Consider the following 16,320-nt stretch of genomic DNA (forward strand, 5'->3'; position numbering starts at 1 on the left):
CGCCAGCTATTCACTCAATCACTCATTCACTCAATCAATCATTCACTTAATCACTCAATAAAACATAATAGATTCCATGAAATTCTCCTGGCTTTTCCGGATGGCCTGGCGCGACAGCCGTCGAAGCCGCCAACGGTTATTATTATTCATGTCGGCCATTGTGCTGGGCATTGCAGCTCTGGTCGCTATCAACTCCTTTGGCGATAACCTGGCGCTGAGTATCGATGATCAGGCCCGCGAACTCCTCGGTGCCGACCTGACGCTTTCCTGGAACCGCCCACCGACCCGTAAAACGCAGCAACTGGCTAAAACCATGGGTCGCGACCGGGCTTATGAAGTGTCATTCGCGTCGCTGGTGTCGATTCCTAAAACGGGCGGAGTCCGGCTGGCGCAGGTAAAAGGACTCACCGGCAATTTCCCGTATTACGGCACCTGGGAGGTGCAGCCCGCATCGGCGGTGCAGACGTTCCGGCAGGCTAGTGGCCGCGTGGCGCTCGTTGATGATGCGCTGCTGGTGCAACTGGGGGCTCAGCCCGGTGATTCGGTCCGGCTGGGAAACCTGTCGTTTCTGATTGCAGGCCGGGTAACCAAAACGCCGGGCCAGGCGGCCATTGCCGCTACGGTTGCGCCAACGGTATTCGTTCCGAACCAGTTTCTGGCCAACACGGGTCTGCTGCAACGCGGCAGCCGGGTCAATTACAAATATTATTACCAGTTCGCACCGGGCACGGATGTTGACAAATACGTCCGGACAATTTCAGGACGACTGGATAAAGACGGTGTCAATTACGATACCGTCAGCGAACGAAAAAAACAGACGGGCCGCTCGTTCGCCGATCTGACAAAATACCTGAGTCTGGTGGCTTTTGTGGCGCTGCTGCTGGGTTGCGTGGGCGTAGCGAGTGCCGTTCAATTGTACGTAAAAGAGAAGATAGCCTCGGTAGCCATTCTGCGCACCCTGGGGGCCAGCGGCAGGCAGGCCTTGTTGATTTATCTCCTCCAAACCGCGCTGATGGGCCTGATTGGCGCTACCGTTGGGGCCCTGGTCGGGTCGGCGGTGCAGTTGGTGCTGCCCCGCGTCTTCGGCGACTTCCTGCCCGTGACGGTGCAGACGACACTGTCGGGGCCAGCCATCCTGGGGGGTATCGGTACAGGGCTGCTTATCTCGGTACTCTTCGCACTGCTGCCGCTGCTGGCTATCCGCAACGTATCACCCCTTCGTGCGCTACGTAATTCGTACGAGGATGACCTGAGCGGACGCGATCCGTTGCGCTGGGCGGTTTACCTGCTTATTATTGGCTTTATTGTCGGTTTCGCTTATCTCCAGACCCGTAACCTCATGCTGGCCGTAGGCTTTACGGGTGGGCTAGCCGTAGCATTTGGTATCCTGACCCTGCTTGGTCTGGGCCTTATTGCGCTGGTACGCCGGTTTTTTCCCTCTTCCTGGAGCTACGTATGGCGGCAGAGCCTGGCCAACCTCTACCGACCCAACAACCAGACGCTTATTCTTGTGACGGCTATTGGACTCGGTGCATTCCTGATCGCTACGCTGTACCTGACGCAGGGGTTGCTGCTGGGGCGGGTGCAGCTGTCGGGAAGCGGCAAGCAGCCGAACATGGTGCTGTTCGACATTCAGAATGAGCAGATTGCCGGTGTACGGGCGCTGGTGAAACAGCAGAAATTGCCGATTTTGCAGGAAGTGCCCATTGTGACCATGCGCCTGAACGATATCAACGGCAAGACATCGTCAGAAAGCAAACCACCCCGCCCCGACCAGCCTGCCGACACGGTACGCGCCGACTCCACCCGGCGCCCACCCAGCTGGGCCTTCACCCGCGAGTATCGCGTAACGTACCGGGATACCCTGATTTCGTCGGAAAAAATTGCGGCCGGCAAAGGTCCATATCAGGAAAATGGTGCGATCTATATCTCGATGGAGAAGGACTATATGGAACGGATGCACGTGAAGCTCGGCGACACGCTGAACTTCAACGTGCAGGGCGCGCCCATCCCAACCATCGTGGGCGGTACCCGTGAGGTCGACTGGAGCCGGGTACAAACCAACTTCCTGATCGTTTTTCCATCGGGTGTGCTGGAGCAGGCACCTCAGTTTCGGGTACTGATGACCCGCGTACCCGACAACCAGACGTCGGCGGTGTTACAGCGGGGTTTGGTAAGCCAGTTCCCGAACGTATCGGCCATCGACCTGGGCCTGATCCTGAAAACGGTCGACGAAATTCTTGATCAAATCTCGTTCGTGATTCGGTTTATGGCGCTGTTCAGCATCCTCACGGGCTTGCTGGTACTGGCCTCGTCGGTCGTCATCAGCAAATACCAGCGGCTGCGCGAAAGCGTACTGCTGCGTACACTGGGAGCCAGTCGTAATCAGATTCTGCGCATTACTGCGCTGGAATATGGCCTGTTAGGTTTGCTGGCAGCGCTGTCGGGCATTCTGCTATCGGTAGCGGGAACCTGGGCGTTGGCACGTTTTGTCTTCGAGGTAGCCTACCAGCCCGATGTCGTACCCCTGTTTGTCATAGCCTCCGTCGTTACGGTGCTAACTGTGGTGATTGGGGTTTTCAACAGCCGCGAAGTGCTGGTCAGGCCCCCGCTCGATGTACTGCGGGGCGACGTGTAGCCGATCGACATAGGTAAAATGACTGTAACCGCCCCCGTATGTTAGTCATCGAAAAGCCCATGCTCCGAGAGGAAGAGCATGGGCTTTTCGATGACTAATGTCAATCAATAGCTACTTAGTGAGCCAGGTAGCCGCCATCGATTGGATAGTACGACCCTGTTACGAACGATGCCTTTTCGGACGAGAGCCAGATAACTAGTTCTGCCACTTCTTCTGCCTTACCTAACCGCCCGATGGGGTGCATGGCAACCAGTTGTTGACGGGCTTCGTCGGGAAGAACCGATAGCAGGGGCGTGTCGATGTAGGCCGGGCCCACGGCGTTGACCCGTATACCTTTCTGGGCGTATTCCAGCGCGGCCGTTTTCGTCAGCCCTACGACCGCATGCTTGGCAGCTACATAACCCGGCGAGTTGGGCGTACCGACCTGACCAAGAATAGACGCCATATTGACGATCGTGCCTTTCCCCTGTTTCACCATCTGAGCCAGTTGGTACTTCATACAAAAGAAAACGCTGTTCAAGTTAATATTGATGATCTTCTGCCAGCCTTCGAGACTGTAGTCGGCGGTCATATTCAGTTCGCCACCAATACCAGCGTTGTTACAGGCGATATCCAGCTTACCGTAGCGATTGACGACTTCGTTGACCAGACGTTCGCACTCCGACGGGTCGCCCACATCGGCCAGCACAAAATGGCCCTGTACATCCATACCTTTGATTTGCTCGACGACGACCTGTCCTTTTTCGGCGTCCAGATCGGTAACCAGCACGTTGGCCCCATGTTGTGCGTAGAGTAACGCAACAGCTTTGCCAATGCCTGAAGCAGCCCCGGTAACGAGGGCGGTTTTACCAGCTAGTGAATGTTCCATAGTCTTGTTTATTTTAGTAAAGAACGCCCCCTGCACGAAATGGTTATCAGGTAATCGGGTTATTAAGACAGCACCCGTATGTTTGCAGGTATGCGCCCGCTTCTATCTTTTTATGATTTTCTTTTTCTGAGCCTGTTCCTGGCGATAGGACCACAAGTGGCCCAAAGCCAGCCCGCACGACCTGGATTACTGACAGTAACGATCCTCGATGCAGCAACGCGCAAACCAACGCCTGTTCGGGTCCGGCTCACCCGCGATGGTAAGCCCGTAGCGGCCCTCCCGCCCGAAGCGGTGGCCGTTATGTATGGTCTGTGGGATCATGAAGATGGGTACGCCTTTCAACCCGACAGCTCGTTCTACGTAGCAGGACAGTTTAAAATGACGCTACCACCGGGCACCTACCAGCTTAGTGTATCCAAAGGACATGAATTTTTACGGCAGCAGGTCGACGTCGTGATTAGGCCCGGTCAGCCGCTCAGCCAAACATACACGCTGCAACGCTGGACCCATATGGCCGATAAAAGCTGGTACTCGACCGATGGGCATATTCACATTCGGCGGTCGCCCCACGAGAACCCGCTCCTTATGACCTGGCTCCAGGCCGAAGATGTCAACGTTGGTGCGTTGCTGCGCATGGGTGATTTCTGGGAGACCTATTACCCGCAATATGCCTATGGCGAAGCGGGTCTGTACGGACAAGGGAATTACCTGCTTACCACGGGTCAGGAAGATCCCCGCACGCCCGAGCTGGGCCATGCCTTCGCCATTGGCGCGTTGGATCGTGTCCGGCAGCGCGACCGGTATTACCTCTTCGATGAGGTGTTCGACAAAGTTCACCAGCGCGGGGGTATGACGGGCTACGCCCATCAGGCCGAAACATTCCACGGTTACCGGGGCCTGGTGCTCGACGGCCTGCGTGGGAAAGTCGACGCGCTCGAACTGCTTCAGTTTTGTGTCGACGAGCACCCGCTGCATACCGAACATTACTACCACCTGCTCGACCTTGGCATTCCGCTCACGGCCACGGCAGGTTCCGACTTTCCCTGGTGCGGGCAGGACCACGGCCACGGCCCACCCGAACGATCATCCCGCATTGGCAATGCCCGTTTCTACACCCGGCTTAACGGCCCGCTTACCTTCGCCAACTGGCGTAACGCGGTTCGGGCGGGTCATACGTTCGTGTCGAGCGGCCCCATGCTCGATCTGCGGGTGAACGCAGCGGGGCGTCAACCCGCTATTCCCGGCGATCGACTGGCCGTAACACGTGGCAGCAGCCTGACCCTAACCGTTGAAGCCTACGGTCATGCCGGACAAGTGCCGCTGGATACGCTCGAACTTGTCAGTCACGGGCAGGTGATCGGGCGAACAACGGCGCGCCAGCCGGGACAGTCGGCCGCCCATCTGTCACTGACGGTTACGATCCCGTCTGTTGACTATGGCCGGTGGATTGCCGCCCGCTGCACGGGAGGGCCGAGCCAGGCCGCACACACGACCCCCGTTTACGTAACGGTCGATGGCAGGGGCTTTCATAATCCGCAAACGGCGGGCCACTACCTCGACCTCAGTGAGCGCTACTTACAGGAAATCGAACAGGAGATCAGTCGGCCTAATCCAGCTACGGAAAGGCAGGCCTGGCGCTACGCCGATGCGTTGAAAGCACGAATTGCCGAAACACGGCGGGTTATTGAGCGGATGAGGCAGGAATTGCGGTGAACGTACCACGGACTGAAGTCCGTTTAAAACCAATCAATGAAAGCGGACTGAAGTCCGCAGTACATTACTTCCAGGCTGTGACGTCGATTACATTTTCACAAAAATCGTATTCCTCGGGCTGGTTGGAACCGATAAGCAGCAGTTGCTCAGCCGATAACTGACGGACTTGTTCGTGGTACCAAAGCGCACCCTGACGGTCGAGGTTGGCGGTTGGTTCGTCGAGAATAACGACCGGAGAGTCAGAGAAAAAAGCCAGCCCCAGCTTTACGCGCTGCTTCATACCCGACGAAAAAAACTTGATCTCTTTGTGGCGGGCATGGCTCAGCAGCAACTGCTCGGCAATCTTACCCAGGGTCAAACCCGGCTTGAAGGGTTTGAAGGTCTGATGAAACGTCAGCAACTCATCGAGGGTGAGTTCTTCCACCAGTTCCAGATAGGGAGCGGCTATGCTCACCTGCCGGAACCAGTTTTCCGGGTCCAGCGCCTGGCCATTTACGGAGTAGGTCAGCGTCCCTTCTGTGGCGGGTAAACTACCGGCCAGGAGTTGTAGCAGGGTTGATTTACCGCTGCCGTTCGGCCCGACGAACGTATAGCTCGACCCGGCATTGAGCGTCAGATCGATGCGCCGGAAAATCCACTCTTTCCGGTATTTCTTACCGATCTGCTCCGCAACGATTTTCATAGACGAGGGGTGGATGAGCCATGAATGATAAACGATGGGCAAGGCTCAGAGCCCGTCGGGCATTCATCGTTTATCACTCATTACTGTACGTTTACTCCCGATCACCACCCGATGAGGGACCTTTCATAATTCCCCGCTCCGACGATCGGATAAAGTTTACGATCTCGTCGCGTTCGTCGGAAGGAGGCAGTTCGAGTTCAATCTGGGTAAGGGCATCGGCATTGTTGAGGCCGCGCATATAGATATACCGGTAGATCTCCTGAATCTGGTTGATTTTTTCATTATCGAACCCGCGCCGACGCAGGCCAATCGAGTTGATGCCGGTATAGGACAACGGTTCGCGGGCTGCCTTGGTAAAGGGCGGCACGTCCTTACGCACCAGCGACCCGCCCGATACCATAGCGTGGGCACCGATTTTAACCCACTGGTGTACAGAGCTCGATCCGCCAACAATAGCCCAGTCGCCCATGTGGACGTGACCGCCCATTTGCACGTTATTGATAATCAGGCAATTATTACCAATCCGGCAGTCGTGGGCCACGTGTGCATAGGCCATAATGAGGCAATCGGTCCCGATTTCGGTTTTCCAGTGCTCTTCCGTTCCCCGACTGATGGTCGCATACTCCCGAATGGTTGTATTATCGCCGATAAATGTCCGGGTATACTCGTTTTTAAACTTCAGGTCCTGCGGGGTTGCCGATATTACAGCACCCGGATAAATCTTGCAGTTACGTCCGATACGAGCCCCCTCATTGATTACCGCATGGGAACCAATCCACGTCCCTTCGCTTACCTCGACGTCTTTGTGGATGATGGCAAACGGCTCGACCACCACGTTCTGCGCGATTTTGGCTTCGGGGTGAATATAAGCTAATGGTTGAATCATATTTTTTACGATGAATGATGAACGATGAATGAAAACGGCACTTCCGGTACCGTTACGAATGATTTGTCCACCCGGACAGCATGATGAAAACCAGGTACAGGGTTCCTCATCATTTATCATTTATCCTTCATCATTTCTTTTTAACCAGGCTGGCAATCATATCGGCCTCGCAGACCAGGTTGTCGTTGACATAGCCCCGGCCCTGCATTTTCACGATCCCGCGTTTCATTGGCGTCGTAAACGCACATTTAAATATTACGGTGTCGCCCGGCAGAACGTTGCGCCGGAACCGGCAGTTTTCGATACCGACCAGGAACGGCCAGTAGTTTTCAGGGTCAGGCACCGTGCTAAGCACCAGAATACCACCCGTTTGGGCCATGGCTTCGAGCTGCATGACACCAGGCATGACCGGGTTGCCGGGAAAATGTCCGGCGAAGAACGGCTCATTCATCGTCACGTTCTTAAGGCCTACCACACTGTTCTCATCCAGGGCAATGATCTTGTCGATCATCTGGAAAGGGTAACGGTGGGGTAACAACTGCGAAATCCGGTTGATGTCCAGTACCGGTGGCTGCTTGGGATCGTATTGCGGCACCTGGTTGGATGCGTTCTTCTGGATGAGCTTCTTGATCTTTTTGGCGAAAGCCACGTTGGCGGCATGACCGGGCCGGGCGGCCAGGATCTGCGCTTTGATGGGCCGGCCAATCAGTGCCAGATCGCCTACCATATCGAGCAGCTTGTGACGGGCCATCTCGTTGGGGTAGTGCAACTCCAGATTATTCAGGATACCGTCGTTTTTATTGACGCTTACTTTCGGTTTGTGCAGCAGGTCGGCCAGGTAATCGAGCTCCCCTTCTTTTACTTCCCGGTCAACGATAACGATGGCGTTGGTCAGGTCTCCGCCCTTGATCAGGTTCTGCTTATAGAGAGCCTCCAGCTCGTGCAGGAATACGAAGGTGCGGCAATTGGCAATCTGCTCCGGAAACTGACTGATGTCGTTCAGATAAGCATGCTGGCTGCTGATCACCCGCGAATTATAATCGACCATCACCGTCAGGCGGTAGTCATTAAGGGGCAAAGCCGCCAGCTCGATGTCTTTCTCGGGGTTACGGAAATGAACATACTCGTTGACCTCGAAATAGTTACGCGTTGCGTTCTGCTCTTCGATACCCGCATCGCGCAGCGCGTCGATGAACTGAATCGATGAGCCGTCCATGATGGGTGGTTCGGGACCATCCAGCTGAATGAGCACATTATCGATCTGCAACCCCACGAGTGCAGCCAGCGTGTGTTCAACGGTGTGAATCCGGGCACCACTCTGCTCAATGGTCGTGCCACGGGAGAGATCGACCACATTATCGACATCAGCATCCACAATAGGACTTCCGGGCAGATCGACGCGCTGGAATTTATAGCCGTGATTCGTTGGTGCAGGCAAGAACGTCATCGTTGCCGATACGCCCGTGTGCAATCCCACGCCCGACACCGAAACGGCCTTCTGAATGGTCTGTTGTTTTGTATTCATCAAGAACGGGTTTGTATCCGGCATTCGGTGAAGTGGCTCACCAGCAGCGCGGTACAGACTATTTTTCTGTTTTTTTCTCTAATTCATCTAAACGGCGTTCCAGGTCGGGAAGCCGGCGGAATACTGCCTGCGACCGCATATTGTCACGCATGAGGAATGCCGTTGATCCATTCAGCGATATGCCCTCTTCCTTGATCGATTTCCCAACACCCGACTGCGCACCGACTTTGGTACCGTTGGCAATGCTGAGGTGACCGGCAAAACCTACCTGCCCGCCAATAATACAGCGTTCACCGATTTTCGTTGATCCGGCAATGCCTGTCTGGGCGGCAACTACCGTATCCCGACCAATTTCAACGTTATGACCAATCTGCACCAGGTTATCCAGTTTAACGCCCTGCCGGATAACGGTAGACCCCATCGTGGCACAGTCGATGGTGGTACCGGCTCCTACATTCACGTAGTCTTCGAGGATAACGTTGCCCAGCTGCGGAATCGTTTTATAGGTACCGTCAGTCTGGGGGGCGAAACCGAAGCCTTCACTACCGATGACCGCACCAGGGTGGATAACGCAGTTACGGCCGATCTGGCAGTTGCTGAGAATACGCGCACCCGGCTGAATAATCGTGTTATCGCCAATCTGAACGTTATCACCTACGTAGACATGCGGGTAAATTTTAACATTCGTACCGATCTGGCAATTGCAACCGACATACGAAAAGGCACCCCGGTACCCACGTTCGCCAAACTGCGTGCCAGCACCCGCATAAGCAGGCTGCTCTACACCAATACGGGCAAAACTGATCTGCCGATGGTATTCTTCCAGCAACTGGGTAAAGGCTGAATAGGAGTTTTCTACAAAAATCAGTGCTGGCGCAACTGGCTTTTGCGGCTGGAATGATCGGTTGACTATGACGGCTGAGGCCTGCGTCGTATAGAGAAAAGACTCATACTTCGGGTTCGACAGAAATGAAATGTCGCCCTGTTTACCCTCCTCTATTTTTGCTAAGCTACTGACCTTCAGTAAATCGTTACCTACTACTTCGCCTTCCAGCAGTGTGGCAATCTGCTTGACTGTTAACTCCATATACGTATGACGGCCGTCGCGAACTATCCGGTTTTGGCGGACATTCGGGGCGCTAAGGTAGACAACAAATTGCACTTTTCGGATAAAACAGCCGGTAAATAGTCGCTTAGTCGATCAGTTAGCCAGTAAGTTGAAAGTGGCTGACGCCTGTACTCTGCTACTTTGTTCGCTTACGACTGTTATGACCTACTGACTTTCGACTACATTCAATCCCTTTGCCCAGCAAACGTAGTACCGGCGCACAATATTAGTCAACACCTGAATATTGGACAGATCCGACGCGTCGGCTATGTCGATCACTTTACCCGATTTCAACTTAATATTGATGCGTTCTTCCAGCGGTAGATAGGCCGCATTGGTGGCCTGCCCTTCGACCAGGAAGTAAGACAGGTCTTCGTCGGGCAAACCGGCCTGCCGAAGCTGCCCGGCCAGTTCATCAACCAAAGCACCGGCAAAGGGTTCTGTCGATAGGATAACCTTGAACAGTCGCCTGTCCAGCAACATCTGACAGAGCGTTGCCAGCACGGTATCATCGTGCAACGCCCATTCCTTGATGCAGGCCCAGACATCGTAATCGTCCAGCTGGGTGAAGGCCTTCAGGTAGGTGTGGTTGGTTCGGAACTCGGCCAGCGAAATGCGCTCCGCGAGAAACAGCTGAAAGGCAGCCGGTGCAAAAACAGGCGTGTGCTGCCCGATCAGGAATTTGGCCCGACGCAGGATCTGAATCAACATGGATTCGCAGCAAATAGACGTTTTATGCAGATAAACCTGCCAGTACATCAGCCGACGCGCATTCAGGAAATTTTCGACACTAAGCACGCCTTTGGCTTCCACCACCAGCTGGTCATCGACAAGATCGAGCATTTTAATGATGCGCTCAGCCCCAATAGCGCCCTCGGCCACACCCGTATAGTACCCGTCGCGGTTGAGGTAGTCCATACGGTCCATGTCCAGCTGGCTCGACGTAAGCTGGTGGAAAAACGGCCGTTCATAGCTCCCGTCGAACATACGGATGGCCAGTGATAGTCGCCCATCAAACTGACGGTTCAGGTCGTGCATCAGCAGCAGCGAGATTTCTTCGTGGGGCACATTGTCCAGGAGGCAGCACTCCAGTACGTGGGAGAACGGCCCATGGCCAATATCATGCAGCAGGATAGCGATCTGGGCGGCTTCACACTCGGCACTGCTGATGGCGTGGCCTTTACTCTGGAGCGTTTGCATGGCCTGCCCCATCAGGTGCATAGCCCCCAGGGCGTGGTGAAAGCGCGTATGCAGAGCGCCCGGATATACATACTCCGACAGCCCCAGCTGCTTGATTCGCCGGAGCCGCTGAAAAAACGGATGCTCGACCAGATCAAACAGCAACTCCGTCGGGATTGTGATGAATCCATAGACGGGGTCGTTAAGAATCTTCTTTTTGTTAGGTGCTGACATCAGACAAAGATACCGGACAGGATTTCAGGATTAACTGGATTTTCAACGCATAATCCCGCTGATTCTGCAATCCTTCAAAAAAAATCGTAAATTTGCATGGCTGTTTCGAGCAATCAAACAGCAACGGGCTTGTAACTCAGTTGGTTAGAGTGCCTGACTCATAATCAGTAAGTCCCTGGTTCGAGTCCAGGCTGGCCCACGTTGATAATTAAGCACTTACGTGTAAAACCGTAAGTGCTTTTTTGTGTTTCAGCCGTGCATATTGCCTCTGAGTAGGCATGCTGGCCATAAAATCAAAAAGCTATGTCATTGAAATCTGAAGAAGACCTGGCAGGTATGCAGGAAATTAGCCACGTTGTTGGCTCAACCCTCTGGCGCATGCAACAGTATGCCCGTCCAGGTATGTCGACGCTTGAGTTAGATCAATATGGGCGACAACTGCTGGAACTGCACGGTGCCCGTTCGGCACCTAAGCTCACTTACAACTTTCCGGGCTGGACCTGTATTAGTTTAAACGAGGAAGTATGTCACGGCATTCCTTCGGCAACTCGTTTTCTCCAGGAAGGGGACCTGGTTAATATTGATGTATCAGCCGAACTGAATGGTTATTGGTCAGACAATGGTGGATCTTTTGTCCTGGGGCAGGATATTCATCAGCACAGTGGGCTGGTAGAAGCCTCGAAACGCATCCTGGCCAAAGCGATTAGTCATATCCGAGGGGGGGTACAAATCGCCGAAATCGGACGCTTAATTGAAACCGAGGCAAAGCGAAGTGGCTATCGAGTGATCAAGAATCTGGCCGGGCACGGAATTGGCCGAAGCCTGCATGAAGAACCGCTTGAGATTCTATGCTACTATGACCGGTCCAATAAAACTCGTTTCCGAAAGAACTCGGTCGTGGCCATCGAGACGTTTTTATCCACCAAAGCCACCTACGCCCGGGAGAAGGGAGATGGCTGGACATTGGTCGCCAGAGACAGCTTTGCCGTACAGCATGAACAAACGATTGTCGTCACTGATAATCAGCCAATCATCCTGACAGCTGCTAATCAATTATGGAACTGAAACCTTGATTGATTTACCTGTCGCCACGTAACAAAACACAGTGACTATTAACTTCAGTAAAAGGTAGTGGCTACGCCTATGATTTGTCAGGATTTCTTACCCAGTCCGCCTTTGCGGCATTTTATCAAGGGCTATCATCTCCGGCACTTCAGGTTTGCCGACGTGGCCAGCCCTCCGCTTAAGCCCTATGCACCCCGTCCCGACCAGCAGATGGCCTTTTACCCCCGAGGCCGTGAACTGGTAGAACATATTGCTCCCTATAAACTCATACAGAGACCCCGTTCCATGATCACGGGTCAGTACACGGAGCGAACGAACCGGCTCTTGACAGGGCAGGACTTTCTGGTATTGCTGGTCGATTTCCAACCGGGCGTCCTGTACCGGATCACTGGCATTCCATTTTATGAATTAACCAACACCTTTATTGATGCAGAAGCCGTTTTCGGCCGGGAGATACGGCTGGTTAACGAACGGCTGGCCAGTAGCGACGACTATCCCGAGATGATAAACATTGTCGAGCGTTTCCTGACGGGGCTCGTCGGAGGTATCAAGCGAAACAGCCATCCGCTGGATAGTATAACGAGTCTGCTCATCGAACGGCCGGAGAAGACATCCATCATCCAGTTGGCTGAAGCTACGTGCTTGTGCCCCCGGCAGTTCGAGCGGCTCTTCAACAAACGAATGGGTGTAGCTCCCAAACTCTTTTCCCGCATCGCCCGGCTACATAACGCCTATCGAATCAAGTATACCAGGCCGACGTTGGATTGGCTCAGCATAGCGCTGGCTTGTGGCTATCACGACTACCAGCACCTGGCCAAGGATTTCCAGCGCTTTGCCGGGACTACACCGAACAACTATGCTCGCGAAGATGGGATGGCCCCCGAACGCTTGTTTGGGATGAGCGACTCCTCCTACACCTGAAGAATGTCGCGTTTTTACCACCGCCGAACCGATCGATTGCCTGAATTTTGATCGACAAAATTCGAGCATTATGAAACGAGCCTTCATTGGGTTAGCTGTTTTCAACTTTTGTAGCCAATTGGTCCAGGCACAGCCCTGCCAAACGGGCAAGCTGGACCCCCGGGTGGCGGTTGCACTACGAACGGTGCTCGCCGATCTTCCCTCGTCCCTGACGACCTCCGTTGAGCAGATTCGGGCTATAAAAATGAAAGCACCCGATTTTCCCAAAGCGGATGTGCGCTATTTAACCATCACGGCTGACAGTATACCCCTACAGGTTTACAACCCTGCCCACGCCACCGGACTGCCCATCATTATCAGCTACCACCCCGGCGGTTTTGTAACCCCGATTCTTCCGTTCATGGCGTACGAATTCTGGCGGCAGGCGAAAACCTACAACGCGCTGGTGTTTGCCGTTGATTACCGGGTAGCGCCGGAGCATAAATATCCGGCCGCCGTCAATGATGCCTATTCCGCGTTTAAATGGGTGGCCAGCAATGGGCATCGCTATGGGGGCGATACGAGTCGAATTGTGGTGTTAGGCTTAAGTGCGGGCGGCAATTTAGCAGCCGTCGTTTGTCAGAAAGCCGAAAAGGAGGGGCTGGCCAGGCGGATAAAGCTACAAATACTGAACTGCCCGTCGACTGATAATCCCCGCAATTTTGCTCAACATCCCTCCTATCAACACTACGCATCGGGCTACTTCCAAACGAAAGCCTTCTGCCAGTACTCCATTCAGGCGTATGCACCCGATGCGGCCCTTGACAATCCGGAAGTGGCCCCCCTCCAAAGCAAACGGGTATCGGGTTTGCCGCCAGCGGTGGTCATAACGGCGGAATTCGATCCACTGCGTGATGAAGGATATGCCTATGCCGAGCGACTGAGAAACGCGGGTGTGCCGGTGCGCTATCATTGTTTTGCCGGCCAGATCCATTGTCTGGTGGGCCTGCCAGCCGATGCTCATGAGCACCAGGAAGTTGATCAGCTAATCCTGACGGCCATGAGAGAGGTACTGAGCAGGTAACGAAGCCATGTGACTGTGTAAGTACCTGCGTACCAGTACAGGATTTTAACAGATCCTTTGGTTAATGAAACAGGTTGAAGAGGACACTGCTGGCAGTAGTTAATTAACGGGGCCTGCCTATCTTCGTTCCGTTCACTCACTGATAACCGATGTACCCTCTTCTCTGGCTTTTTCTCCCGTGGCTAACGCTGCCAGCTCCATCAACAGGTCCACTCAGCCAGCAGCCGCTCCAGGCCTGCTGGACCAGGCAAGTAAAACCCATTCAAAATCGCTACCTCCGCTTTTCCTACAACGAGCAGCGTTACGAACTGGAGCATAGCGCCGAACCCTGGCAGCAAACGCCTTATGAAGCTAAAGGCGTTTTTTGGGTGAACGCGGCCAACTTCCGCCAAACCGATACGCTCTATCATCTTATCCGAAAGAAGACCTACCTGGACAAAACGCAAGCCTCGCCCCAGGCATTGCTCCTGCTCAAACCCGGCGAGGACAAAGTAGCCCCCGTAACCCGGGCAATGCTGGAAGAACAGCCTATCCAGACAGCTCGCTATTCTCCTGTTAGCCTCATTGACTATTGCTATCGACAGCGTATCGCCCTGGATCGTAAGCAAAGCACGGCTGACCAGGCGTGCTATACCACGACCATTAACCAAACGATCGTCTCGCTATTCATTCGACGGGCGGATGGGCTGCTGACGCATCTGACCACTTTGCAAGCGGATGAGCTGTTGGGCGATGTACGCAGCACCATCACCTACCACGACTATATCCCGCTGGGCTCCAGTCTACAGCCCACCCGAACAACGATCGATAAGGTTAATGGGAAGCTCCATGATCAAGTTCAACTAAGTCTGGGCACCCTGACGGCCGAAGCACCCCACTTAATCGATACACCGGCCAACTTCCAGTTGCAAACGGCAGATACGCCTGAGCCTACTGCGCAGGTAGAAAAATACAATAATCACGTGTATTTCATCAATCTACCCCACACCGACGACAAAGTAATGATGGTTGAGTTTGCCAACTTCTTGTTGGTGGCGGAAGCTCCGCTTACCAGCCGGAACGGGGAACTCATTATTCGCGAAGCCCGCCGAATAGCACCCACCAAGCCAATTCGGTATTTCGTCTTCGGGCATCATCATCCCCATTACCTGGGAGGCATACGCCCTTTCGTGCACAAAGGAGCGACGATTCTGTGCAGCCCGGGGAATGAGGCTTATGTGAAGTATCTGATCGAGGCTCCTCACCAATTGCAACCCGATAGTCTGGCGCTTGATCCCAAAGCGCTAAAGCTGGAGGGAGTAGGTACCCATCGAACGATCACCGATGGGCTGTTGACGCTGGAGATTTACCTGATCGGGCGGCAATCGGCCCACACGAACGACTACCTTATTTACTATTTTCCGGGGGAGCAGTTGCTATTCGAAGATGATTCGGTATGGATAGCCAGGACGGGCGCTCCCGCTAAAGCCAGCGCTCGTCAGGTCGGTTTGTACGAAGCCATTGAGCAGTTAGGCTTACCGGTTCGCACCATCATCCAGTCCTGGCCGGTTTCGGATTATGGGGTCAAAACGGTGATTCCGTTTGCGGACTTGAAAGCGTCGATGCCCGTGAAATGAAGTAGGGGGGTAATTACTGCCGGGTGGTGGCCCCGTTGTTGATCGTTAGCCTAGTTGGCGGCTTTTCGGGTTGTGACATGGCGTAGCCACGCATCACAAACGTGGAATAGTGGATGGTTGGTAAAAATGGGGCCGAACTCCCTATCTGACTTTCACCCAGCCAGATTATCACCGCCTGGCCAGGGGTCTTACCCGGATTTACCTTCACTCAGCCTATGATACCCAACCATCAAGTGAGCGTAATCGTAGGCAAGGCGAATTGATAAAGAAATAGCGGGTAATGAAACAGCGTCAACAGGCAAAAATGCAGTACGTCGCGTCAATAGCTGCTGTATAAAAATGAATGTAATTCTGCCAAATAAAATCAGGGCAATACAGAAATCACTTGACAGTAGACAATTGAGCAGGTACAACCATTGATTAAACAGTAGTGTCTATGGAGCGGTATTTATGGGTTCTTCCTCTGGTCTCCTTATTAATCGGCTGTCAGTCGCATGAGGATCAAATGACATACTCCGCTCAGATACCCATTCAGTTGAAAACAGGTTACGGGCCTTTTTACCCCAATTTTGATGTCCTTCATCCCGAGAATACACAGAGTCCCTTATGGGGTAAAATGTATCAACCACTTCAGGGAATCCCCAAGCATTGGTCAAGTAGGATGAAATCAATAATCTGGCTCAATGCTCGTCAATTAGTTTATCAAAACTATAAGAAGGTGTTGGGGAATTATATTGGGGGTGTTGGTTTGATTCGTTGCAACATGATCTGAATGTTGGCTAAAAGCAGCCAACCAACCGAAGAAGATAGCGTGTACTCGTA

The 16,320-nt window shown here is 53.6% G+C and carries 12 protein-coding genes and 1 tRNA gene; 7 read left to right on the forward strand and 6 right to left on the reverse strand.

Going from position 1 to position 16,320, the window contains the following annotated elements:
- The first annotated feature begins 100 nt into the window (after positions 1–100).
- Entirely contained in the window at positions 101–2,638 is a 2,538-nt protein-coding gene (locus tag FH603_RS18325) for an ABC transporter permease (RefSeq protein ID WP_186739092.1), read from the forward strand.
- A 115-nt stretch (positions 2,639–2,753) separates the two neighbouring features.
- On the opposite strand, the gene FH603_RS18330 is transcribed toward FH603_RS18325, so the two are convergent.
- A complete protein-coding gene (locus FH603_RS18330) occupies positions 2,754–3,506 on the reverse strand; it encodes an SDR family NAD(P)-dependent oxidoreductase (RefSeq protein ID WP_186739071.1) in 753 nt (250 codons plus the stop codon).
- Positions 3,507–3,596: 90 nt separating this feature from the next.
- Here FH603_RS18330 and FH603_RS18335 point away from each other — a divergent pair, with 90 nt between their 5' ends.
- Positions 3,597–5,219: a CehA/McbA family metallohydrolase gene (locus FH603_RS18335; protein ID WP_186739072.1), complete on the forward strand. Its 1,623-nt coding sequence runs from the start codon at positions 3,597–3,599 to the stop codon at positions 5,217–5,219.
- A gap of 64 nt (positions 5,220–5,283) precedes the next feature.
- On the opposite strand, the gene FH603_RS18340 is transcribed toward FH603_RS18335, so the two are convergent.
- The 5 genes from FH603_RS18340 to FH603_RS18360 all read right to left on the reverse strand — a co-directional run bounded on the left by FH603_RS18340 (position 5,284) and on the right by FH603_RS18360 (position 10,833).
- Positions 5,284–5,901, reverse strand: coding sequence for an ABC transporter ATP-binding protein (locus FH603_RS18340; RefSeq protein WP_186739074.1), 618 nt, complete (start codon positions 5,899–5,901; stop codon positions 5,284–5,286).
- 91 nt (positions 5,902–5,992) lie between these two features.
- Entirely contained in the window at positions 5,993–6,787 is a 795-nt protein-coding gene (gene lpxA / locus FH603_RS18345) for an acyl-ACP--UDP-N-acetylglucosamine O-acyltransferase (RefSeq protein ID WP_186739076.1), read from the reverse strand.
- A 130-nt stretch (positions 6,788–6,917) separates the two neighbouring features.
- Entirely contained in the window at positions 6,918–8,312 is a 1,395-nt protein-coding gene (locus FH603_RS18350) for a bifunctional UDP-3-O-[3-hydroxymyristoyl] N-acetylglucosamine deacetylase/3-hydroxyacyl-ACP dehydratase (RefSeq protein ID WP_186739077.1), read from the reverse strand.
- A 58-nt stretch (positions 8,313–8,370) separates the two neighbouring features.
- Positions 8,371–9,399, reverse strand: a complete 1,029-nt coding sequence (gene lpxD / locus FH603_RS18355; protein WP_186739079.1) for a UDP-3-O-(3-hydroxymyristoyl)glucosamine N-acyltransferase — start codon at positions 9,397–9,399, stop codon at positions 8,371–8,373.
- 186 nt (positions 9,400–9,585) lie between these two features.
- Entirely contained in the window at positions 9,586–10,833 is a 1,248-nt protein-coding gene (locus tag FH603_RS18360) for an HD domain-containing protein (protein ID WP_186739081.1), read from the reverse strand.
- A gap of 125 nt (positions 10,834–10,958) precedes the next feature.
- Between FH603_RS18360 and FH603_RS18365 the strand changes: the two genes are divergently transcribed.
- The 5 genes from FH603_RS18365 (at position 10,959) to FH603_RS18385 (ending at position 15,498) form a co-directional block, all read left to right on the forward strand.
- Positions 10,959–11,032, forward strand: a tRNA-Ile gene (locus FH603_RS18365).
- Positions 11,033–11,136: 104 nt separating this feature from the next.
- Positions 11,137–11,898: a type I methionyl aminopeptidase gene (map, locus tag FH603_RS18370; RefSeq protein ID WP_186739082.1), complete on the forward strand. Its 762-nt coding sequence runs from the start codon at positions 11,137–11,139 to the stop codon at positions 11,896–11,898.
- Between the two features lie 78 nt (positions 11,899–11,976).
- Complete coding sequence (locus FH603_RS18375) at positions 11,977–12,819, forward strand: helix-turn-helix domain-containing protein (RefSeq protein WP_317171293.1); 843 nt, start codon at positions 11,977–11,979, stop codon at positions 12,817–12,819.
- Between the two features lie 70 nt (positions 12,820–12,889).
- A complete protein-coding gene (locus FH603_RS18380) occupies positions 12,890–13,882 on the forward strand; it encodes an alpha/beta hydrolase (protein ID WP_186739085.1) in 993 nt (330 codons plus the stop codon).
- Positions 13,883–14,031: 149 nt separating this feature from the next.
- Complete coding sequence (locus tag FH603_RS18385; protein WP_186739086.1) at positions 14,032–15,498, forward strand: MBL fold metallo-hydrolase; 1,467 nt, start codon at positions 14,032–14,034, stop codon at positions 15,496–15,498.
- Positions 15,499–16,320: the final 822 nt, after the last annotated feature.

This window comes from Spirosoma utsteinense, assembly GCF_014282275.1.
GTDB classification, from domain to species: domain Bacteria; phylum Bacteroidota; class Bacteroidia; order Cytophagales; family Spirosomataceae; genus Spirosoma; species Spirosoma utsteinense.